Raw genomic sequence first — 22,797 nt, 5'->3', positions numbered from 1 at the left:
AATATTATTTTTGACAATATACAAATCACAGTAATACTTAACAAACACTCCCTTAAAATTCACAAAGATTATAACATTATAACAATACGATGTAAACGCTTATACAAAGTCTAGACTTCGTATTCGATTTCATAAGGAAATTTATCAGTATCATACATAGCTAATGAATATTCGACTAGATTGCCAAAGCGATCAAAACCTCTTCTAACACGGTTAAGCGCCAAAGTATCCGACTTACCCAATAACTCCTTGTCATCATCTTTTAGATTAACAGCCTTGAATTCATCCTTGAAGCTTGCCACCTCTTGACCGCTCTCTTGGAGTATTTTGTAGAGTGATTTGTGACGCAAATCTTTCAATTCATTTTGAATCGCAACATTTGGAAGATAGTGTTCAAAAATTATGAACGGCTTATCATCTAGTGAATAAAGACGTTTAATATACAGAACCTGTTGCTTACCAGATTCCTCAAAGGGAGTTCCTTTTGGTGAAACTAATTTGATCTGTAGGATTTTCTTAGTTAAATCACCGTGTTCATCGACAATAGATGAGAATGATCTGGCTTTTGATAATTTATTGAACAAGTTGTTGCTAATAACTGTCGTTCCGATTCCACTTTTCTTAACCAAATAACCTTCACTGACTAGTAATTCGACCGCATTGCGGACCGTGATTTTGCTGACATTATACATTTTCTCTAATTCGTTCTCTGTTGGTATAAGGGTTCCTACTTCATACTTACCTGATAAAATATTCTTTTTAATATCACTGGCAATTCTCTGATATAAACTTCCTGCTATCATTTTATTATCTCCGTGGTTCATCTATATTAATTATTATGTATCCATACATTATAATATATGTAACGACCGTTAAATAACAGCAATTAAATTTAAGGAGCACCTCATGAAGTTATATCCCCAACCCAAATATTATCGTGGACGACCACACGTATTACGATGATAAATCTGAACCAGAGAATTTTGAAAAACATGCAACTCACTATTATGAATTTCTAGGTGACAAACTAATAATCGGACGAGATAAGTATTTACAATAAAAAGTCCTCGCATTTTAATAAATGCGAGGACTTTTTATAATTGTTTATCACTTCAAGAACTGTAGTCTAACAGCGTTTAATACCGCTATAACGGTGACGCCGACATCGGCAAATACTGCTTGCCACATGCCTACGAAACCGAAGGCTCCTAGGATTAAGAACAAAACTTTGATCCCTATGGCAAAACCAATATTCTCCATAACTATTTTTCTAGTCACTTGAGCAATTTTAATCGTCTTAGAAACCTTTGAAGGTTCGTCACCCATAATAACAATATCGGCCGCTTCAACTGCAGCATCACTACCAAGACCGCCCATGGCGAACCCGATATCAGCTGTCGTTAATACTGGCGTATCATTAATACCATCACCAACGAAGGCCACTTTTTTATTTTTCTTCTTAGAAGTTGCAAGTAATTTTTCAACAATATTAACCTTATCTTCAGGTAACAAGTCAGTATAGACATTGTCTAACTTAAGTTTATCCGCAATTGATCTACCAACTATGGCATTATCACCAGTCAACATGGCACTCTTAATCCCACGTTGATGTAATAATTCAATTGCATCCTGTGCATCAGACTTAGGCTCATCGGCAATCACAATGCTACCCATAAACTTACCGTCAACACTGACATAAACAACCGTACCAATTCCATTATCTCTGATGAAATTAATTCCTGACATTGCTTTATCATTACCTACTACAACTTGTTTGCCATCGACTATAGCCTTCAAACCATGACCAGCATGTTCATTCGCGTCTGTGACCTGATACTGATTCATATCGCCGTTATAAGCTTTGATAATCGATTGCGCAATTGGATGCGTAGAATTCTGTTCCGCTGCAGCTGCAATACCTAATAAATCTTGTCTCTTAATTCCAGCTACAGGTTCAATTTTAACAACTTCAAATTGTCCTTTTGTCAAAGTACCCGTCTTGTCAAAGGCTACTGTATCAACACTATTCAAGGCTTCAAGATAACTGCTACCCTTTACTAGTACACCTTGTTTAGATGCCGCTCCAATTCCGCCGAAGAAACTCAGTGGAACTGAAATAACTAGAGCACAAGGACATGAGATAACTAAGAATACCAAGCACGTGAGATCCACTCACCCCAGTTGCCAGTAAACAGTGACGGAATTATTGCTAGTGCAACCGCCATAGCAACTACGATCGGTGTATAGATTTTGGCAAAACGTGTAATGAACTTCTCTGCTGGAGCTTTTTTATTGCTTGCATTTTGGACCATATCCAATATTTTGGCAACTGTAGAATCACTATATATCTTTGTAACCTTAATCTCCAAAGTACCGTTTTGATTGATAGAACCACTCATGGCGACATCGTTTTGACCAATACTACGAGGCATTGATTCACCCGTTAAAGCTGATGTATCAACCATCGATTGTCCAGACACGACCGTCCCATCTAAGGGGATCTTCTCACCAGGTCTGACGATAATAATCTGTCCAACTTGAACTTTAGATGGATCAACTTTCTTAGTACCCGAAGCCATTTTTATAGTCGCAAAAACTGGTTTAACTTCCAATAACGCTGAAATAGATTTTTTAGAATTATTTGTCGCAATATCTTCGAATAAGTTACCTACTTCATAGAAGAACATAACCGCTACGGCTTCCGGATACTCTCCCAGAATCAGAGCACCGACAGTCGCTATCGTCATTAAAAAGTTCTCATCAAAAATTTCACCACGAAAAATATTTTTTACCGCTCTTAAGATGATACTTCCACCAATAACGAAGTAACCCATGAAATAAAGGACGATATTAATCGGTTCACCGAATATTCCTATGAATCCCGCAATCATAAATACAGCTGAAATAACTAATTTCCATAGTCTGACAGTGGATTCATGATCTAATTTATGTTTTGATTTCGTTTGCTTATTTTTTACTTGATATTCGGATTGGACATTGTACGATTTCATTAGAAACATCCTCCCTACAATTGTGTAAGTGTTTACATGAATATATGAGCATTCATTCATATTTCATCTATAATATAATATATCCTACAGGGAAATTCAATGATTTGTAGAAAAAAGGTGAAGTATTATGGTAGAAAAAGATTTTTCAGAACAAGAACATCAAGCTGCTCTGAATCATTTGAAGGAAAGCATTCCTGCCAATGAAGAATTAGAATCAATGGTCAACATTTTTAAGGCTTTTGGCGATATGACCCGTGTAAAAATTATCCTGGCATTGTCAAAAACACCCTTGAGTGTTGGCGAGATCGCCGATACTTTGGACATGAGTCAATCATCAATTTCCCATCAACTAAGTCTATTACGTCAATTAAATCTTGTTACGAGTGTGCGACATGGTCGAAATATTCATTATCGATTAAGTGACCAACACATAATCACAATTTTTGGACAGACAAAAGATCACATTATCGAAGATGAAAACGACTGATACTACTGCCTTCCGAGTGAACTATTGCTCGGAAGTTTTTTATTGCAAAAAAACATATTTAAACTGTTGACTTTAAAATTAGTAGAACTATAATGATCCATGTAATCAAGAAAGTGAGTGCTCACTTTCTAAGAAACAAAAAGATTTTTAGAGGAGCTGATATTATGTTTACAACAATGTTTTGGATTTTGGCAATTTGGTTCGTAGTCAACGCAATTTGGATGTACGTAAAAAGAGATGATCAACAACTTCAAAAGGCACTTGGATGGGTCAACGTCGTTGCTGTCATTGCCGGATTCTGGACTTACTTTGGCGTAAGCAAGTAGCTGGTATTGATACATGGTTCAATATTTTGAACTACGTAAACATCGTCCTTGCGGCAACTCAACTATACTTAGGTTACCGCAATGGTCATAGCGTAAAACACGCTTAATTCTAATATTTTTGATTCACCCCTGATGAAGCTGGGACAAAAGCAATTTTGTTCCAGCTTTTTCGTTTCTATTGAATTACAATTAAAGTATTAATGATCTGAGGATAAAATATGAAAAGTCTAATTGATATATATAAAAAATCACCTGAAACATCTGGATTAACTGATAAACAACTAAAAATTTTCCAAGCCGCTATAACGCTGTTTGCAAAAAAGGGTTACAAAGATACCAGCACAAAAGAAATTGCACATGAAGCCGGTGTGTCTGAGGGAAGTTTGTTCAAGCGATTTAATAACAAAGAGGAATTATTATTATCAATTCTTAAACCATTGTCACGCGTTATTCTACCTGAAGTCATGACTGAATTTTCTGAGGTAGCCTTGAAGACTGAATACCCTACCCTGCAGGACTTCATAAATGTTATTTTGAGAAACCGTCTAGAATTTTTTGTGGAAAATATCGATGTGATCAGAATTTTTGTGGATGAATTTATTTATGATGAAAATATCAGACAAGATATGATTGCCGAAATTCCATATGACTATATGAAAAATATTAATGATTCTTTCGACCATCTGAAAAATAACGGATTGTTGGTCGACTGGACCAATGTAGAGATATTTAGATTTATTTTCTCAACTATTTTTGGTTATCTGGCACAGCATTACTTCCTATTTAAATCTCCAAATTGGGATGAAAATGAAGAGGTCGGTCATTTAGTTACATTCTTAGTAAATGGATTGACTCCAAGTGGAAGTAACAATTGATGTACGGGATACATAGTGAAACCGTTCCTGCAAAAATACTTATATTTATAGTCCAAATAATTTATATACTTGCTGATTACTTATGGGTAATTCCCCATTTATCAACTGCAATGACTATTAATGTGTCACTACTAATATTGGTAACATTCATCAGATTGAACTGCATGATGTTCATTTGGCTGCCACGTGGAATCGGTTGGAAGGAAGCAATCGGCAACAGTCTTGCATTTGGACTGTACTACTTAGTATTCCCTATTCTGGCAATCTGGGGTAATTTAACCTGGATCTGGTTAGGATGGCTATTATTCATAATTGGCTCAGGAATCAACAGCACCTCAGAATTACTACGCAAACCATTCAAATCTAATCCTGCTAATAAAGGAAAATTGTACACCGGAGGATTATTTAAATATGCCGTTCACATCAACTACTTTGGTGATGTTTTATGGGTTTTAGGATTTGCTCTAGTAACCGGTAACTGGTGGTCATTGTTGATACCACTGATGTTGTTGTGCATGTTCGTATTTTCGTACATCCCTAATGCTGATAAATACCTGATACAACATTATGGTCATGACTTCGTTGAATATAATAAGAAAACAAAATCATTAATTCCATTTATTTGGTAATCTCATCAGTTTTTGAAACTGATGATTTTTTTTATTTATTTTTTCCTTGACTAATAACTTTAATTTTCTGAAACTTTACATGAAATTTACATTAACTTAACTGGATATTTACACTAGTCCGTTATTATTATCTAGTTCTTAATTATTAGACCCTAAGGAGAGATTTTATGAAAAAAACTAAGTCCCTTGTAATTACGAGTTTATTATTTAGTACTATGATTTTAAATCCAAGTATGATTAACGCTGTGGTTGTTAATGCAGCTGATGGTGCTTCAGCTGAAAAAGCAAATGACAAAGTGACATAACATTAAACTTAATATACACAAATTCAGATAGTGAACATCCCAAAATAGAAACTATTAGTGTTAAAAAAGGACAAACTTCTATCAGCGTTGATGATCTTAACAAAGCGTTGAATAACAGGTATAAAGTTGATACTACAGTAAATAATAAACCATTTACAATAGACACTTCTAAAAAGGAAGTTACAGAAAAAATTCTTGTAACAGTCGTTCCTAGTCCATCAGGGAAAGAAGAAAAAAGAACAATAAAGGTTCAATTCAAAGTTGGTGATAACATTTTACCCAAAACAGATGAGATAAAAGATGTCCCATCAGATATTACCCAAATTGAAAAATCGAAAATCAATGCCCCTGAGGGCTATAAGCTAGCGGGGGATCAAACATTTGATATTAAAAATGGAATTGTTGAAGTAAATGTAGTCCCTGCGCTAAAAATACCAATTACGGTAAATTACACTAACAAAGAAAATGCTAAAGATAAAATCAAATCACGCATCATACCTGATGTATATGAAAATGCTTCTTCTGTAAATCCCAAACTTGTTGAAATACCAAAGGGTTACTCAATTGTTCCTAATCAAGACTTTTCAATCATTGACGGGAAAATTGCTGTCACTCTAACACCAAACAAAAAACCAGGTCACTCATCATCAACAGACGCAACAACATACACAAACAAAATCCAATTCATTGACCAAGCAACAAACAAGGAAATCGGATCAATGAAAGTATCTGGTCTCAATGGATCAAAACACAAGCTTGTTATTCCTGAAGGATACGTACTAGCTAAGAATGAGTCTTCAGAAGTTAAGGTAGACAAATCTCAAAAAGCTTATCACGTTCAAGTTATCAAAAAAGGTGCAGTAACAACACCTGCAAAACCAACTATAACTGCTCACAAGACTACCTTCAGAACAAATAAAACTACTCAACTATTTAATATTGAAGGCAAGGCAGTAAGAAACCGTGCTTTAATGGCTAACACTAGTTGGGCTGTCGATAAACAAATGACATTAAACGGCACAACTTATTACCGTGTTGCCACTAACGAATGGGCCAAAGTTTCTGATGGTGCAGAAGACACATACATCGCAATGGAAGTATTTAGTAAAACTATTACTACTTCTGGAAATACACCAAAACGTCTTTACACTTCAAATGGTGAATTAATTGGTAACCGTGCTCTGGCTCCGAATACTCCTTGGTTCTCAGACAATTCCCTAACTAAAAATGGACAAACATTATACCGCGTTGCCACTAACGAATGGGTTCGCGCAGAAGACTTAGTTTAATTCTAATAATTTCTCTCCTCACACTCTCAAACTCCTTTCCCTACACACTTATACTTAACAAAACCACTCAACGCGAAAAAGCAGTAGCTGTCCTCCAACAGTTACTGCTTTTTTGTAATTAATCATCTAATAACTGCGCTTCACCATTTCCAAATGACCAATCTTCTAAATTATTATTAGTAATATTAACCATCAAGTCACTACTTGGAAGTTTTAGATTCGATATACTTAATTTATCAGCTAACACTTTATACAATTCTTTCTTCTGTTCAACAGTCCGAGTAAAGCTTGTAATAGATATAATAACCACACGCTTACTTCTAGATATATTTAATCCTGTATCTTCAACTATCATTTCATTTTTTTGATGATAATTAACTATTTGATAGCGATCGCGAACAGGTATATTCCATGTCTCAAGTAATGATTCATGAATAATGTCTAATAACATTTTTGTATTGTCTTCAGTCCAACCATCTTCTAATAGATCTACTTTTACTAAAGGCATATTTCCTCCTATAGACCTGTGACTTTATTTATGTAAGCTCTGGTATTCTTGGCATACTCATATGGATTAGCCTTATCAGGATCCTGTTCAGCTTCCACAACGATCCAGCCATCATATCCACTGTCTTTGATTTTTTCCCAGATAGGTGCAAAATCAATCATCCCATCACCAGGAACAGTGAAGGTTCCAGCTTTAACACTATTCAAGAAACTGCGATTTTTTGCGATTGTTTTTTCCATCTCAGGTTTTCTAATATCCTTAAAATGAATATGTTTGATTCTATCTTTGTATTTATCATAAATATAAAGTGGATCCTCTCCGGAGAATACAAGGTGACCAGTATCAAATAATAAGTTGACCTTGTCAGGATCCGTGTTGTCCATCAAGTATTCGATCTCTTCAGTCGTTTGTATACCCGTCCCCATGTGGTGGTGATAAACAATCTCCATCCCTTTTTCATGAGCTAACTCTCCATACTTTTCGAGTCCATTGATTACTAATTCCCATTGTTCTTCTGTATAAACTGGTTTATTCAAAAATAACGGTGTATCAATCTGACCTTGAATACTATTTCCTTGTTCCGAAACCACAATAACCTTTGATCCTAACGCATGAAGAAAATCACGATGTGCCTTAAAGGCTTCTTCGTTCTCTTCCCAACTCTTTGAAAGCAAGAATGAACTGAACCAAGCGCTTGCTATACTCATATTACGAATTTCTAATGCATGTTTTAAAACATCAATATCTCTTGGAAACTTACTTCCTACTTCAGTACCTGTGAATCCTGCCAATGACATTTCAGAAATGGCTTGTTCAAAAGTATTGCTTGAGCCTAATTGAGGCATATCATCATTAGTCCAACCGATTGGTGCAATTCCCAGTTTGATTGTCATGCTATTGGCCTCCCTTGATGTTGATAATTTCATTACTGTCATACGATTCTTGCAATGCAATCGCAACTTGAGTTGCATATAAACCATCTTCGGCTTTGATTTCAATTTCAGTATCATTACTGATAGCATCAATGAAATATTGTTCTTCAGACATGAAGGCTTGCTGGAATCTTTCAGGGAAGTTCTGTGATGTTGGTCTAACTACACCACTGGAATTCATTACTTGGACTAAGTTCTTTTCAGGTGTTGCTGCAATTCTCAAAGTTCCTTTTGTACCAATAATTTCTGTTTCCACATGGTATCCATGAGCAGCGTTTCTACCAGCAACTAGCATCCCGATTTTATCATCAGTTAATTGAAGCATTGCCGCACCAGTTTCTAATTCATTCAAATCATTCAATACTGGATAGGCAACGTTATTTCCTAGTGACCAAACTCTGTTAACACCAGAATCCTCTGAATTCAAGAACCATCTGATAACGTCAATATCATGGATCGACATATCTGAGAAAATTCCACCACTATTACTATTCTTGGCAAAGTTTACAAAACTCTTCATACCATCACTTGGATCAATACTGTAACAGCGAATCAAAGTTATATCACCGATTTCACCAGCATCAACTTTTTCTTTGGCATATCGATATGAATCATCGAATCTACGCATAAATCCAAGCATAAATTTGTTAGAACTACTATTGATAACTGGCAAAATTTCTTGAATATCTTCAACGCTGAGACCTAATGGCTTCTCACTGAAGACATGCTTGTTCTTGTTCAATGCTTTGACAACTTGATCTGGATGGAATGAAGATGGTGAAACAATAAAAATTGCATCAACTTCATCATTAGCAATCATTTCATCAAAATCGTGATATAGATACTTCACTCCTAATTCTTTTTGGGCCCAATTTAATTCCTCATCAACAATGCTAGTGGCTGCGATTAATTCACAATTATAAATTTTTTTCGATAGATTCTCTGCGTGAATTTTTCCCAAACGACCTAATCCTACAATTCCAACTTTTACGACCATGATTTTCTCCTAAGTAAACTGACATTTAATATTGTTTTGCATTTTTCAACATTTCATTTTGTTCAGAAACCAATCGATCTATTTGTTCTCTATCAGAAACTTCTGAAAGACCAACCCGCCACCAACTATTGTCATAACCTTCGGTCATAGTTTTTGGTAAAACTTTGATTTCAATTAAAGTTGATCTACTTTGTTTTTTAGCGTCACTTATTGCTGCAATTAAATCTGCTTCATTGTTGACCTTATACGAAACTGCTCCGTAACCCTCTGCAATTTTGGCATAATCAACATTGATCACATCGTTCTTGTAATCTCTGAATTCCGTTCCATAAGACCTACTTCCATGACCCATTTGCAGATTGTTGATACTTCCGAATCCAGAATTATCGAATAAAATTATATTGATTTTTTTGTTATATTGCAGCGATGTCAATAATTCACTGTGTAACATTACGAAGCTACCATCACCGACCAACGCGTATACTTCCTCATTTTCATCAGCTAGTCTTACACCCAACGCGCCACTCACTTCGTACCCCATTGTGGAATATCCGTATTCCATATGATATGTATTGAACTTGTTAGTTTCCCATATACGCTGAACATCCCCAGGTAATGAACCTGCAGCCGCCACAATTGTCGAATCCTTTATTAAATCATTCAGCTTGATCAACGCACGAGTCTGTGTGTATTCAGTGTTCAATTGTGCAGAATATTTATTCAATAGCACTTGATCGAATTGACCTTTAATCTCTGGTTCAAAATTCTTATCATCAAACTTGATATTGGCTAAACGATTTCTTTCATCATTCCAATCATTTTTTAAATCTGCCAAATTATTAATTTTAGAACGATAATCACCCACCGCATCAATCAACATCTCTAATGACTTCTTAACATCCGCAACCATTTGAACTGCATCGAACTTGTACGTTTGAACTCGATTCAGATTTATATTAATGAATTGCGCTTCACTGTTAAAAATTGTTTTGGAACTAGTAGTGAAGTCGGTATATCTCGTACCCAACCCGATTACCAAGTCCGAACGTTTCATAGCAATATTAGCGGCTGAAGTTCCTAAAATCCCTAAGCCACCGAGATTGTATTCAAAATCACTGTCGATCGTAGACTTACCCGCATGGGTTTCAACGATGGGAACATTGAACTTCGTCGCAAACTCTTTAATGACTTCTTGTGCTTCTGAATACTTAGCTCCGCCTCCAACAACCAAAATTGGATTCTTACTTTTGGCTATTAAACGACTGGCGCTTTGTAATTCCTGATTATCCGGAGAAACTCTTTTTAAGTGATGCACACGTTTGTTAAAGAACTCTACCGGATAGTCATAACTCATCCCTTCAACATCTTGGGGAAGGCAAATCGTTACAGGCCCTGTTGTCGCCGGATTGGTAAGTACTTCAAATCCCTTGATCAAACTACCCATCAATTGTTCAGGACGTTCAATACGATCCCAAAACTTAGAAACTGGTTTGAAAGCATCATTTGTCGTAATAGTGGGACTATAATCCACTTCGATTTGTTGCAATACCGGATCAGGCTGTCTAGTAGCAAAGACATCTGCTGGAAAAATCAATAGTGGAATATTATTTGCGGCAGCAGTCCCAGCTGCAGTCACAATATTGGCTGACCCTGGTCCCGCTGAAGCAGTTACTGCAAATATTTTTTGACGTAAGTTCTGTCTTGCAAAAGCACTAGCAGCATGAGACATTCCTTGTTCATTTTTTCCCTGATAAACTTTGAGATGACCAGGATCTTCTTGCAAGGCTTGAGCTAATCCCAAGACATTCCCATGACCAAATATTCCAAAGAATCCTTCTACAAAAGGTTCTTCTTTGCCGTCAACTGAATAATATTGCTGATTCAAAAACTTCACGATTGCCTGTGCCACCGTCAGTTTGATTGTCTCAGTCATCAAATCTCACCTCTCCATCCGCAATAACCTGTTTAATTTGTTCCTCAGTTGGCATGGCTTCAGACGAAGAATGCTTACTTATGACGATCGACGATGCAGCAGCTCCATACTTCAAAGCTGTTTCAATTGGCAAATCTTTGTGAAGCGCGAAGATAAATCCCGAGGCATACGAATCACCTGCGCCAAAACTCTTCAACACCTTAGTCTTATAAATACTGCCTTCATAAACTTTCCCATCTCGTATATGCGAAAGAACCATCTTTACCATGTTTTATAAGAATTAAACTGGGATTATATTTAAATAATTCTGTAATCGTTCTCTGATTATCTAGTTGAGTACCGTCCTGAATGTTCTCCATAACATCATATTCATCTCTTGTACCAATAACGACATCTGCCATCTTCGCCATCAACTGATAATATTCCGATACTTCTTCCATCGACTTCCAAGTATAAGGACGATAATCCAGTTCAAAAATCAATTTGAGATTATTTTTAATTGCTAATCTAGCAGCCTTAATAGTCGCTTCACGTGACGGACTCTGTGCTAAGGCTGTTCCTGAAATCAATAATGAACTAGCAGACTTGATATATTCTTCATCTATATCACTTGGTTCTAAATACAGATCCGCTGTTTCATCACGATACATGAGAATATTACTTTCCGTTGGGCTCTTTATTTCTGTAAAAGTAAGACCGGTTTTGTGTTTTTTATGATCAACAATCACATTCTGTGTATTGATACCAACATCCTTAATATATTTTGAAATATAACGACCATGCTGATCATCCGCAATTTTACCGATGAATCCAACTTTTAAACCCAACTTTGAACTACCAATGGCGATATTAATTGGGGACCCACCAACATATTTTGAAAAGGTTTTTGTTTCCTCCATCGGTCTATTAATTTCTACGGAGTTTAGGTCAATACAAGCTCTTCCTAAAGTGATCAAATCTAAATTTGTCATTATTCGCTCCTATCAAGATCCACTCGTGATCCATATCGTTATTGAACTTCCATATCTTTGTTGGTCCAGCCATAACATTTAAATAAAAACTATCATATCCATCAGGAACACCGACTGGATGGTATCCTCTTGGCACTATAACTGCATCACCATTTTTAACCGTCATAGTTTCATCAATATCTAAGTCATCCGTGTATACACGTTGAAAGACAAAACCTTGTTTAGGGTTCATTTCGTGATAATAAATTTCTTCAAGTAAAGATTCTTCAGGTAAATTATCCTGATCATGCTTATGTGGTGGATAACTTGACCAGTTGGCTCCATCGGTGAAAACTTCGACCACTAAGAGGCTCTCAGAAATTGTCGATTGATCATCCAAAATATTGTGTACTAAGCGTTTATTATTATATTTGCCACGATGTTCAACCAAATTATCTTCCGCAAGGATTACCTTTGTTGGTAATTCTTTTTTTGCTGGAGCATAGGCAATCAATACCTTGGCGTCGTTCTCAGCTGTTATTTCGAATCGGTTGTTAATACCAATATAGACGCTATCCGTTGGTACTTTTTCAAAAATATCATTTCTTTTTCCAATAATTCCAATATTACTTTTATTATCTGAAACTGCAATTTTCCCCGTCAAAGCTACTACACAAACTTCAAAATCATTAGTGGTTTCACCATAACTAGAACCTGCACTTATTTCCAATACTCGCATCCCTGTATACTTCAGATCATCAACACTCCTCAAAGGCAAATCCTGTAACATCGTTACTCCATCTTTAACTGGTTTGGATAACTTTTGTTTTAGCAGCATAATTTTCACCTAGACATCAGCTCGTGAATAACGGGCTGTGACAACTTTCTTTCTAGTATAGAAATCAACACTATCTTTTCCGTTAGCATGTAATGTCCCATAGAACGAAGACTTCCAACCACTGAATGGGAAGAAAGCCATCGGCGCTGGAACACCAAGATTGATTCCCAACATACCTGCATCAATGTTTTCTCTAAAGTATCTAATGGCACTGGCATTGTTAGTAAATAGGCAGGCACCATTTGCGAACTCCGATTTATTAGCTGTCGCAACTGCTTCTTGAATATTTTTAACACGCATAACACTAAGGATTGGCGCAAACATTTCATCTTTCCAAATCGTCATATCTGTCGTGACATTCTCAAAAATAGTTGGTCCGACAAAGTAGCCCTCGTCGTTCGTTCTATCTCTTCCGTCTAACAGAATATCTGCTCCTTCAGAAATACCTTTTTCAATGTAGCTATATGTTCGTTCTTGATTTTCTGCTCTGATCACCGGACCAAGTACCACACCATCATCTAGCCCATTACCCATTTTGATATTCTTAACTGCTTCGACAAACTCTGTCATGAATTTGTCATAGATGCCATCCTCAACCGCCAAAACACTAGTTGCCATGCAACGTTCACCGGCACTACCAAATGACGAAGAGACAATTGCTTTAACAGCATCTTTGACATTGGCGTCATTTAGAACTGTTGTATGATTCTTAGCACCTGTTAGGGCTTGAACACGTTTGAGATTCTCACTACCGCGTTTATAAATATATTCACCAACGGCTTTGGAACCAACGAATGAAATAGCCTTGATATCTGGATGGTCCAAAATTCCGTTAACAACATCTTTTGCTCCATTGACCACATTGAAGACTCCTTTAGGAAGTCCAGCTTCTTGCAATAATTCAGCTAACTTTTCAGTTAATAGCGGTGCTTTTTCTGATGGTTTCAAAACAAAAGTATTACCAACCGTGATCGCCATTGGAAACATCCAGCAAGGAACCATCATTGGGAAGTTAAATGGTGTAATTCCGCCGACAACACCGATGGGATAACGATAATTAGCTGCTTCAACATCAGTAGCGATTGAAGATAATGAATCACCCATAGTCAACGTTGGGGCTCCAGTAGCAAACTCAACGTTCTCGATTCCTCTCTTTACTTCCGCAATAGATTCATCGAGACTCTTTCCATTTTCCATCGTAATTATTTTCCCGAGTTCCTCTGTATGTTCTACAAGTAACTGGTGAAACTTGAAAAATATCCGCGCACGACGTGGCACAGCAATGTTCTTCCAAATTTCAAAAGCATCACTTGCGGCTTTGGTTGCGAGATCAACATCTTCCTTATTTGATACTGGAATTAATGCAATAACTTCTTTGGTAGCCGGATTAATAACTTCCATTGTTTCTTTAGACTTAGATTCAACCCATTCACCATTAATAAAATTTTTAAGTGTCTTCATTTAAGTTCTCCCGAATTAGTTTTGTATTTTAACTTCTTTGTGTTCTTTAAATGACATTTGACAGGCCTTGGCGATCTCTACAGCCTTTAGTCCATCAGTTTCGTTAACACTGGGTTTTCTATCTTCGGAGATAGCTTGATAGAATTCCTTAAACTCATCACGATATGCATCTTTGTATCTGTCTAAAAAGAAATGAGGTAATACTTCCTTCTCTACCCCTTCTGCTGTATAAAGTTCTGTATTACTTTTTTGATCATTGTAAGCAATGACTTGCCCCTTATTACCAAGAACTTCGGCCCTCTGGTCATAACCATAGGCTGCCGCACGGCAATTATCGATTTGACCTAGAGCACCATTTGCAAATCGTAAATTGATTACCGCTGTGTCAATGTCACCCGCCTGTTTGATTTCATCATTTACCAGATTGCCACCGAATACTTCGACTGCTACAACTTCACTTTGAGCAAGATATCTAACCATGTCAAAGTCATGTATCGTCATATCCATGAATAATCCACCGGAACTCTTTATGTAGTCAGCTGATGGTGGTTCTGGATCACGGGAAGTAACTTTAACAAGTTGTAATTTTCCAATCTTATTATCAGTAATCTGTTGTTGAATGGTTTTGAAGTTATGGTCAAAGCGGCGATTGAACCCGACTTGTAACTTAACGTTATTTTTTTCAACTTCTTTGATAACCTCTTTGATACGATTAATATCATGATCAATTGGTTTTTCCAAGAAAATTTGTTTCTTCGCTTTGGCTGCTTCAATAGCAATTTGAGCATGAGTATCTGTTGGACTACAAATCAAAACTGCGTCAACATCTGAATCACTTAGTATTTCTGTATAATTTTTATAAACATTTTTAATATGATAACGAGCTTTTAAGCTCTCTAATTCAGTAGAGAATGCATCTGCAACAGCAACTATTTCAAACATCTCATCCAATTGAGAAATATTGTCAATATGGAATTTTCCTATTCGACCAGCACCGATAATACCAATTTTTACCTTATTCATATTCTGTCCTCTTTCTTGAAGTGATCATTGAATTTGAAATCAAGTTCTATTTCCTCTAATGACTTACCTTGTGTTTCAGGAACAAAGAAGATAACGAAGACTATGGAAATTACGTTGAAGATTACAAATAATAAGAAACTGTATGTCATACCCACATTAGCTACTAACCATGGGAAGATGATAGCAACGAAGAAATTACCGATCCATAAGAAGAATGTTGCCATCCCCATTCCCAATCCTCTTAAACGAACTGGGAAAATTTCGGATAGAAGCGTCCAGGTAATTGGAGAAATACCTCCTTGGAAAAACGCCAAAAATGTAATTGTTAAGGCAATCGTTGCGTATGGCATCAATGGATTGCCTTTCATAAATGCATTAACGAGTGTTATTAAGATCATTGTTGTCGTAGTTCCAGCCAAGGTTGTTAAGAATACTGATCGACGTTTAAACCTATTTACAATGAACATTCCGAAGAATGCCGCAACTGTCGAAGTCAAACCATTAGCAATATTGGCCATCAATGCTGCATTTCTAGAAAAGCCTGATTTTTCAAGGATCGTTGTACCGTAGTACATCATGATATTAATACCGACAATTTGTTGAACAATTCCCAAACCAATCCCAATGAAGAGAATCTTTCTTACCCAAGGTATTTTCAAATCTTTGTACGAAGCTTTGTCTAATTCCTTTTCAGATTTCAGAGAAATTTTGATTTTCTCCATATCATCTTCGGCTTCTTCTGGAGTTCTGATTGTTTTCAAAACATCAAATGCCTTTGATTCACTATCATTCGCCGCTAACCATCTTGGTGAATCTGGAACAATCAACATTCCAAACCAAAGAATAACAGCCGGTAAAGTTGCTAGTACCAGCATCCAACGCCAGACTCCAGGAACATGTCCCATCGTTGTTCCCAAAATTGCATTCATCGTAAACGCAAGAAACTGTCCACCAGTAATCATTACTTCATTCTGTGCAACAATTCTTCCACGCTTATGCGTAGGAGCCATTTCAGCTAAGAAAGTTGGAACAACAACTGATGCCGCACCAACCGCTAAACCTAGAAGAAATCTGAAGAAAATCAGTACACCCAACGTTGGAGAGACCGCACATCCAATCGTTGTAATGATGAAGATCAAAGCTAGATTAGTAATGATTTTCTTACGACCATACTTATCAGATAATTTTCCACCAGTTACAGCACCGACTGCTGCACCTAATGTCAGCGCCCCAGCAATCACTCCTTCAGCTGAAGCCGGAATGTTCAACTCATCCTTTTGAATCATAAACGGAAGAGCCCCATTAATAACACCAGTATCATATCCAAAAAGTAATCCACCAAATGTAGATATGATCGATATTAACGTTACTTTTCGATTAACGCTTTTTTCCTTTGCATTCAAATATAAAACCTCCTCACACACCAATTAGAATTTCACAAGTGAATGTTAACTTATGGTTAAGTATTTGTCAACTTATTAGCAACTTGATAATATATTGTGTATATGCTAGCGTTTTATTATAAAAAAGGAGCATTTAAAGGAGTAATTTATGAGAAACAAAAGAGTTGAACAAATGTATAACTATATCGTCCAGCAAAAAATCGTTAGTTTAAAGGAATTACAAAGCCATTTTAATGTCTCCATGAACACCATTAGGCGTGATGTAGCAGAGCTTGAGAAGTCCAGTGATATTCAAAAAGTCTATGGCGGCGTTGAAGTAATTCAAAAAGATCAATCACCTATGGATGAATTACAGTTATTTAATGCACGTAAAACAAAAAATATTTACATAAAAAAAGCAATTGCTCAAAATGCCAGCAAATTAATCAAGGAAAACGATATTATTTATATAGATTCCGGAACAACCACTGAACAGTTACTCAATTTCTTACCAAAAGATATTAAATATGTGATAGTAACTGATAACTTTAAAATAATTTCACAAATGGAAAAGTTCACAAATATAACTTTAATTGTCATTGGTAATGTTCTTGATCGTGAGACTATGTCGATGGTGGAACGGGTCGGGGTTTCAAGTGAAAGTCTGAAGGATTTAAATATAAATACCGCCTTCATGGCCGCAACAGGACTCTCGATAAAAAATGGACTGACAAATTATTCATCTGACAAATACAAAGCTAAAAAACAAATAGTTAATAACTCTCAAGACATAGTTGTTTTGGCTGACCATACAAAAATTGGTAAAAGCACCCTAATGACATATGCTGGCTTGAATGAAATATCACTTTTGATCACAGATGAGGAATTACCCGAAAAGTATCGAGAATATTTTGACCAAAATAAGATAAATTATCATGTTGTAAATAAAATCTAAAAATTCTAAAAAGGTGTCTGAATCCAATCAGACACCTTTTTTATGTTGTATACAAAAAAAAGGCCCCTCATCCAACCGGACAAGGAGCCAACAATTAATTATTTTTCGTCATAAATACGCACTTTACTTTTAATAATACTCTCACACAAATCAGCATAAGAAATACCAGCAGCCTTAGCTTCACGAGGCATCAATGACAATGGTGTCATACCTGGCAAAGTATTAGCTTCCATAACGTATAATTCGCTATCACGTAACAAGAAATCAACACGACCATAATTTGTCATGCCAAGGGCATCAAATGTATCTTTGGTCATTGCTTGCATACGTGCATGTGTTTCATCATCCAAATCTGGAGGAGTGATGAAGTGAGTTACGTTATTCTCAACAAACTTGTGTTGGAAGTCATACCAACCTGTATCAACTGCAATTTCAACAGCTGGCAAGGCGTGATCATCAACCATCGCAACTGAGAACTCTCTACCCTTGATGTATTCTTCGATCAAAACTTCTTTGTCGAATCTCAATGCATCAGCGATATTTTCTTCAAGTTCTGCTTCATTATTAATAATATGTGTCCCAACACTTGAACCACCATTCGATGGCTTAACTACCATTGGGAAGCCGAATGGAATATCTTCGGCCGAAATCTTGCTTGTAGTTGTTGTTGTATAATCAGCAGTTTGAATGTTGTTTTGTACGAAGACTTCCTTAGAAAACTTCTTATCCATTGCAATACCAGAAGCCAACGAGCCGCTTCCTGTATATCTAATATCGAAGACATCGAAGACAGCTTGCATCTTACCATTTTCGCCATCTTCACCGTGAAGTCCCATGTAGACAATATCGGCGTGTTGGCAAATCTTCAATACGTTCTTTCCAAGTAATCCAATAGTATCGTCAGTACGTAAGGCATTGATCTTTTCATCAGTCAAAACTTCATCACTGATGATCAAATTTGATTCGTCTTCTGGCTCTGTAGTGAATAAATCATCGATCTTATCTTCTGCTACATCTACTCCAAGAAATGAATCGACATATGCGACTTCATAACCCTTACTTCTTAATGCGTTTGTGATCTTCACACCTGAAGATAAAGAAACGTTTCTTTCGGTACTTCTTCCACCTGAGAGGACAACGATTTTCATTGTTCGTTTCACCTATTCTTTCTTTTTTTGTAAATCAAAGCGATTTCCTAGAAACTATAGAATACCACAATCATTATTCAATGGCTATTTTAAGCGTTTGCACAAAAATTTCTTTGACATAATTCTCGAATTATTCATATTTGTTTGGTTTAATGTAGTCAAGGAGGATTTGACTCGTGAAAAAGTTAAATATTATTTTACTTAGTTTAGTATCTTTGATCACCCTGGGTATCTTTACTACTCAGAGTGTTAAGGCCGATAGTTTGAGCGACCAACCAGTGATGACACTGGGAACATCTCTTACAGATAGCCAAAAGCAAGGTACGATCGATGCCCTATCTTCACAGATCAGTGGCAACAATAGTAACTACACGACCGTTACCGTAACTGGTGATACTTTGGTCAAGTACTTGAACCCAAGTGGTAGTTCATTTACTAGTAGTTCCGGAGTCTGGTCATCAGCCTTGATCCAAAAGACTTCGTCTGGTTCAGGTATCAACGTTAAAATCGTCGACTACAATGGTAACAATAACATCACTACTATTACCGCTGACCAATACAGAAACGCCGCCGTTACGGCTGGTATCAGTGATGCTGATATCTATGTAACGTCTGCTACACCGATCGATGGATCTGGTGCTTTGGCAGGTATCTATGCCGCTTATGCAAGTACTGGTAGTTCTTTAAACCAAAGCCAAGTTAATGCAGCCCAAAATGAAATGGGTGTTCTAAGTGGTATCACCGATGCCAACAAAGGAACTGACGGTTATTCCGATAAGCAATTGAACAATGCCGTTGCTGGCATGAAATCAGATATTGCCCAAAAGGGTGATAACATTACCGTTAACCAAATCACACTATCGTTAACAACAACCTACAAAAGAATAATCTCCAAAACATCATTAATAATAATCAAAAACAGAAGATCATTAACTTAATGGTAGAAATCAGAGATTCAGGTGCTTTGAAAAACTCAAACTTCAAGGAACAAGCTTCTAAGTTGAGTAGCGATATCACAAGCAAGGCCAAGAACCTTTTTAACAACTTGAATACTCAAGAAAATCGTAATTTCATCCAAAGAATCTGGGACAGCATAGTTTCATTCTTCCAAGGATTATTCAATTAAATAGCAAAACAGGTTTGGACAAATGTCCAAACCTGTTTTTTATTCACATCTTATCCATAGTATCATTCAACAAAGCATCAACTCGGTTATTACCAACGTTCGTAGCATGACCCTTAGTCCATTCAAACGTCTTGTCTTCAATCGTAGGCAACAGCTTATCCAACTCACGCCACAATTCAACATTAACTGGAACTTGTCCGTCAGCCTTCTTGAACCCACGACGTTTCCATCCGTTCAACCATCCCTTAGTAATGGCATTAAGAACGTATTGTGAATCCAAAACAAATATAATCTTCCTATTATTAAGCTTTAAATCATTCAAACGTTTGAAGCTCTCGATCAGTGCCATAATCTCCATGCGATTATTAGTAGCACCTAGTTCGCCATCGGTTCCTTCGAATATTTCACCGCCAGCATTGATATGATACGCCCAAGCAGCTCGATCATCACTTCTAACATGTCCGCCTTTGACGTTACCGTGGTTACGAGAACCACCATCCGTATATACTACGGCATCAAAATCCTTTAAATCACTAGTCTTATTGGTAGCCTTTTGCTTTGGAGCATAATTATCTTTATTAGTTAAAAACTTCTGTGCCTCTGCTTCAGTAACAAAACTTTTATAACGTGCGTTGGTAAATCCATCAACTTGAGCCTTGCACTCTGCCCATGTTCGATAGATTCCCGGAGTCTTGCCGCGTCGTACCGCATAATATTTTTGCAATGTCTTACCTCGATATGTTATATTTTGTTACTTTTCATTATATAATAGGTTAATGTTGGGGTGAATTTATGAAAAAAAAACAGTGGCCGATACTTTACATTCACGGCTTTCGTGGCGGGGACTACACGACTGAAAAGATGATTGAATCAGCACTAAAGTTCAATCACAAAACAGAGTACCTAAAAGCCATGATCAATTGGAATGGGAAAATCACATATGAGGGTACTTGGACTGACGATGCGCATCCAATCATCCAAGTCGTCTTTCAGAATAAATACGTTGGGAGTAACCTAATATCTTACTGGTTATCCAAACTTTTATTTAATTTGAGAACCAAATATGAATTTGACACTTACGATGCCATTGGGCATTCGCTGGGTGCCGTTGCCTTAGTCCTAGTCAATTTGAAAGAAAAATTGCATCCCTACATGCCACGCTTAAAAAAACTAGTCCTCATTGCCGGTCCATTCAATGGTATTCTCGGACTCGGCGATCTTCCAAACCTTAACCGCATCAAACCTGACGGCCGTCCAGCTTTCATGAGTCCAACCTATTTTAGGATCTTCATGGGACGAAATAGTATTTCCAGCGACCTAAGAGTTTTGAACATTTACGGAAATGTCGAAGATTATTCAAATAGTGATAAATATATTTCTGTCACATCGGTTCAATCGATTTCTTATATTCTTAAGCCACGTGTCAAAGAATATATCGATTATCCCGTCAATGGTTCCAAGGCAGAACACTCACTAATGCATGATGATTCTGAAATTTTAAAACGCGTTAATAATTTCATTTATTATAATCCATTAACATAATGGTTTATTTAATAGTTGATTTATGTTAACTTATCTTGTTAGGAACCGAACCGTTGAGGAGGCACATCATCAAATCCTGGGAATTATTTAGAATAGATATACAAAGAACTCTTAAATCAAAGCCAGCAACACTACTAATGATGGCTTTGATTATTTTGCCATGTCTGTATTGTTGGTTCAACGTATGGGCATTGTGGGATCCATATTCAAACACTGGCGACTTGAAAGTGGCCGTTTATTCAGACGACCAAGCTGTCAATCTCAAAGGTGAAAAAATTGAAATTGGTAAAAATTTAATCTCTAACTTAAAAAAGAATAAAAAACTTGGATGGGTCTTCACTGACTCAAAAGAACAATTAGACCATGGGGTCAAATCTGGTAAGTACTATGCCGGAATCTACATCCCTAAGAGTTTTTCAAAAGATATTATGAGTTTTGCTTCAGGAGAAATCAAGAAACCTACCCTAGTTTACTCAGTCAACCAAAAGATCAATGCCGTCGCGCCGAAGTTGACTGAATCGGGTGCGACGACTCTCCAGAATACGATTTCTGATGAATTCATCGGTACAATCAGTAAAACGGTCGCCACGGTCTTGAATAAGTCAGGTGTCGAACTTGAAAATAACCTGCCTATGTTGAGGCGTTTGTCTAGCTTATTGGAATTAACCGACCAGAATCGAGACGAATTGCAAGGCATCATGGACAAGGTCCAAGTCGCTAATACACTGATTCCAGACTTGAACAACAAACTTAATGAAGTCAATAACATGTATGGCTACATTCCCGAACTAAACGCCGATGCCCAAAAGATCGTTAACTTGAACAACTTCTTACCACTGGTTGATGAAGGTGGCACAGCTGTTAAAAAACTACAAACTAAAATTCCAGAAATCAAGAGCGCTGGTTCACAGATCAACACGATCGATAATGACTTCAGCCAGATCTCTAACTTGATGGATAGCAGTATTACGCAAGTTGATAATGGTATCAAAGTCATCAATCAAGTTGAAAATGTCATGCCAGACGTCACAAAACTTGGTAACGATGCTGAGACTGCCAAGGCACACAAGGGGATACGGA

20 protein-coding genes and 4 pseudogenes are annotated in these 22,797 nt (G+C 36.8%); 11 read left to right on the top strand and 13 right to left on the bottom strand.

The window, feature by feature from the left end; translation table 11 throughout:
• Positions 1–110 precede the first annotated feature (110 nt).
• Entirely contained in the window at positions 111–803 is a 693-nt protein-coding gene (locus JCM14932_RS11100) for a GntR family transcriptional regulator (protein ID WP_025024911.1), read from the bottom strand.
• 113 nt (positions 804–916) lie between these two features.
• On the opposite strand from JCM14932_RS11100, the pseudogene JCM14932_RS17745 reads away from it, so the two are divergent.
• A pseudogene (locus JCM14932_RS17745) lies at positions 917–1,042 on the top strand (acetyltransferase); the annotation flags it as partial.
• 65 nt (positions 1,043–1,107) lie between these two features.
• Here the strand turns inward: JCM14932_RS17745 and JCM14932_RS15405 are convergent.
• A pseudogene (locus JCM14932_RS15405) lies at positions 1,108–2,687 on the bottom strand (heavy metal translocating P-type ATPase).
• 451 nt (positions 2,688–3,138) lie between these two features.
• Here JCM14932_RS15405 and JCM14932_RS11090 point away from each other — a divergent pair.
• From JCM14932_RS11090 to JCM14932_RS17255, 6 genes are all read left to right on the top strand, one after another.
• The gene (locus JCM14932_RS11090; protein ID WP_025024910.1) at positions 3,139–3,498 is read left to right on the top strand and encodes an ArsR/SmtB family transcription factor; all 360 of its coding nucleotides are present in this window, start codon (positions 3,139–3,141) and stop codon (positions 3,496–3,498) included.
• A 164-nt stretch (positions 3,499–3,662) separates the two neighbouring features.
• Positions 3,663–3,824, top strand: coding sequence for a hypothetical protein (locus JCM14932_RS17735; RefSeq protein ID WP_439644404.1), 162 nt, complete (start codon positions 3,663–3,665; stop codon positions 3,822–3,824).
• Positions 3,825–4,042: 218 nt separating this feature from the next.
• Positions 4,043–4,699: a TetR/AcrR family transcriptional regulator gene (locus JCM14932_RS11080; RefSeq protein WP_025024909.1), complete on the top strand. Its 657-nt coding sequence runs from the start codon at positions 4,043–4,045 to the stop codon at positions 4,697–4,699.
• Positions 4,699–5,328: a methyltransferase family protein gene (locus tag JCM14932_RS11075; protein WP_025024908.1), complete on the top strand. Its 630-nt coding sequence runs from the start codon at positions 4,699–4,701 to the stop codon at positions 5,326–5,328. Before JCM14932_RS11080 ends, JCM14932_RS11075 begins: the two co-directional genes overlap by 1 nt.
• Positions 5,329–5,495: 167 nt before the next feature.
• Positions 5,496–5,633 carry a hypothetical protein gene (locus JCM14932_RS16615; RefSeq protein WP_155832121.1) on the top strand — a complete coding sequence of 46 codons (138 nt, stop codon included), beginning with the start codon at positions 5,496–5,498 and terminating at the stop codon, positions 5,631–5,633.
• Positions 5,634–5,740: 107 nt separating this feature from the next.
• The gene (locus tag JCM14932_RS17255) at positions 5,741–6,922 is read left to right on the top strand and encodes an SLAP domain-containing protein (RefSeq protein ID WP_025024907.1); all 1,182 of its coding nucleotides are present in this window, start codon (positions 5,741–5,743) and stop codon (positions 6,920–6,922) included.
• 118 nt (positions 6,923–7,040) lie between these two features.
• Here the strand turns inward: JCM14932_RS17255 and JCM14932_RS11060 are convergent, their stop codons facing one another.
• The 9 genes and pseudogenes from JCM14932_RS11060 to JCM14932_RS11020 all read right to left on the bottom strand — a co-directional run bounded on the left by JCM14932_RS11060 (position 7,041) and on the right by JCM14932_RS11020 (position 16,967).
• Positions 7,041–7,430, bottom strand: a complete 390-nt coding sequence (locus JCM14932_RS11060) for a tautomerase family protein (RefSeq protein WP_025024906.1) — start codon at positions 7,428–7,430, stop codon at positions 7,041–7,043.
• Between the two features lie 8 nt (positions 7,431–7,438).
• Entirely contained in the window at positions 7,439–8,323 is an 885-nt protein-coding gene (gene iolE, locus JCM14932_RS11055; protein ID WP_025024905.1) for a myo-inosose-2 dehydratase, read from the bottom strand.
• Between the two features lies 1 nt (position 8,324).
• Positions 8,325–9,359, bottom strand: a complete 1,035-nt coding sequence (locus JCM14932_RS11050; RefSeq protein ID WP_034543287.1) for a Gfo/Idh/MocA family oxidoreductase — start codon at positions 9,357–9,359, stop codon at positions 8,325–8,327.
• A gap of 25 nt (positions 9,360–9,384) precedes the next feature.
• Complete coding sequence (iolD, locus tag JCM14932_RS11045; RefSeq protein WP_025024903.1) at positions 9,385–11,292, bottom strand: 3D-(3,5/4)-trihydroxycyclohexane-1,2-dione acylhydrolase (decyclizing); 1,908 nt, start codon at positions 11,290–11,292, stop codon at positions 9,385–9,387.
• Positions 11,285–12,266, bottom strand: a pseudogene (iolC, locus tag JCM14932_RS15395) (5-dehydro-2-deoxygluconokinase). Before iolC ends, iolD begins: the two are co-directional and overlap by 8 nt.
• Positions 12,220–13,083: a 5-deoxy-glucuronate isomerase gene (iolB, locus tag JCM14932_RS11035; RefSeq protein WP_235700597.1), complete on the bottom strand. Its 864-nt coding sequence runs from the start codon at positions 13,081–13,083 to the stop codon at positions 12,220–12,222. The pseudogene iolC and the gene iolB overlap by 47 nt, the downstream one beginning before the upstream one ends.
• A 6-nt stretch (positions 13,084–13,089) precedes the next feature.
• Positions 13,090–14,541 carry a CoA-acylating methylmalonate-semialdehyde dehydrogenase gene (locus tag JCM14932_RS11030; protein WP_025024901.1) on the bottom strand — a complete coding sequence of 484 codons (1,452 nt, stop codon included), beginning with the start codon at positions 14,539–14,541 and terminating at the stop codon, positions 13,090–13,092.
• Between the two features lie 15 nt (positions 14,542–14,556).
• Positions 14,557–15,564: an inositol 2-dehydrogenase gene (gene iolG / locus JCM14932_RS11025; RefSeq protein ID WP_025024900.1), complete on the bottom strand. Its 1,008-nt coding sequence runs from the start codon at positions 15,562–15,564 to the stop codon at positions 14,557–14,559.
• Complete coding sequence (locus JCM14932_RS11020) at positions 15,561–16,967, bottom strand: sugar porter family MFS transporter (protein ID WP_025024899.1); 1,407 nt, start codon at positions 16,965–16,967, stop codon at positions 15,561–15,563. Before JCM14932_RS11020 ends, iolG begins: the two co-directional genes overlap by 4 nt.
• A gap of 148 nt (positions 16,968–17,115) precedes the next feature.
• Between JCM14932_RS11020 and JCM14932_RS11015 the strand changes: the two genes are divergently transcribed.
• Positions 17,116–17,901: a DeoR/GlpR family DNA-binding transcription regulator gene (locus JCM14932_RS11015; RefSeq protein ID WP_025024898.1), complete on the top strand. Its 786-nt coding sequence runs from the start codon at positions 17,116–17,118 to the stop codon at positions 17,899–17,901.
• Positions 17,902–17,999: 98 nt separating this feature from the next.
• On the opposite strand, the gene JCM14932_RS11010 is transcribed toward JCM14932_RS11015, so the two are convergent.
• A complete protein-coding gene (locus JCM14932_RS11010) occupies positions 18,000–19,049 on the bottom strand; it encodes a D-alanine--D-alanine ligase (protein WP_025024897.1) in 1,050 nt (349 codons plus the stop codon).
• A 191-nt stretch (positions 19,050–19,240) separates the two neighbouring features.
• On the opposite strand from JCM14932_RS11010, the pseudogene JCM14932_RS15390 reads away from it, so the two are divergent.
• Positions 19,241–20,175, top strand: a pseudogene (locus JCM14932_RS15390) (DUF1002 domain-containing protein).
• Between the two features lie 43 nt (positions 20,176–20,218).
• Here JCM14932_RS15390 and JCM14932_RS11000 read toward each other — a convergent pair.
• A complete protein-coding gene (locus JCM14932_RS11000) occupies positions 20,219–20,899 on the bottom strand; it encodes a ribonuclease H family protein (RefSeq protein WP_025024896.1) in 681 nt (226 codons plus the stop codon).
• A gap of 68 nt (positions 20,900–20,967) precedes the next feature.
• Here JCM14932_RS11000 and JCM14932_RS10995 point away from each other — a divergent pair, with 68 nt between their 5' ends.
• Together JCM14932_RS10995 and JCM14932_RS10990 are read left to right on the top strand one after the other, a co-directional pair.
• Complete coding sequence (locus JCM14932_RS10995; RefSeq protein WP_025024895.1) at positions 20,968–21,717, top strand: alpha/beta hydrolase; 750 nt, start codon at positions 20,968–20,970, stop codon at positions 21,715–21,717.
• A 53-nt stretch (positions 21,718–21,770) separates the two neighbouring features.
• Positions 21,771–22,797 (top strand): YhgE/Pip domain-containing protein (locus JCM14932_RS10990; protein ID WP_034543292.1); only part of this gene is annotated, 1,027 nt, incomplete at its 3' end.

It is taken from the genome of Companilactobacillus nodensis DSM 19682 = JCM 14932 = NBRC 107160 (assembly GCF_000615905.1).
Lineage (GTDB): Bacteria > Bacillota > Bacilli > Lactobacillales > Lactobacillaceae > Companilactobacillus > Companilactobacillus nodensis.
Note: the sequence above shows the minus strand (reverse complement) of the source record. Positions and strands in the feature narration are given on the sequence as shown.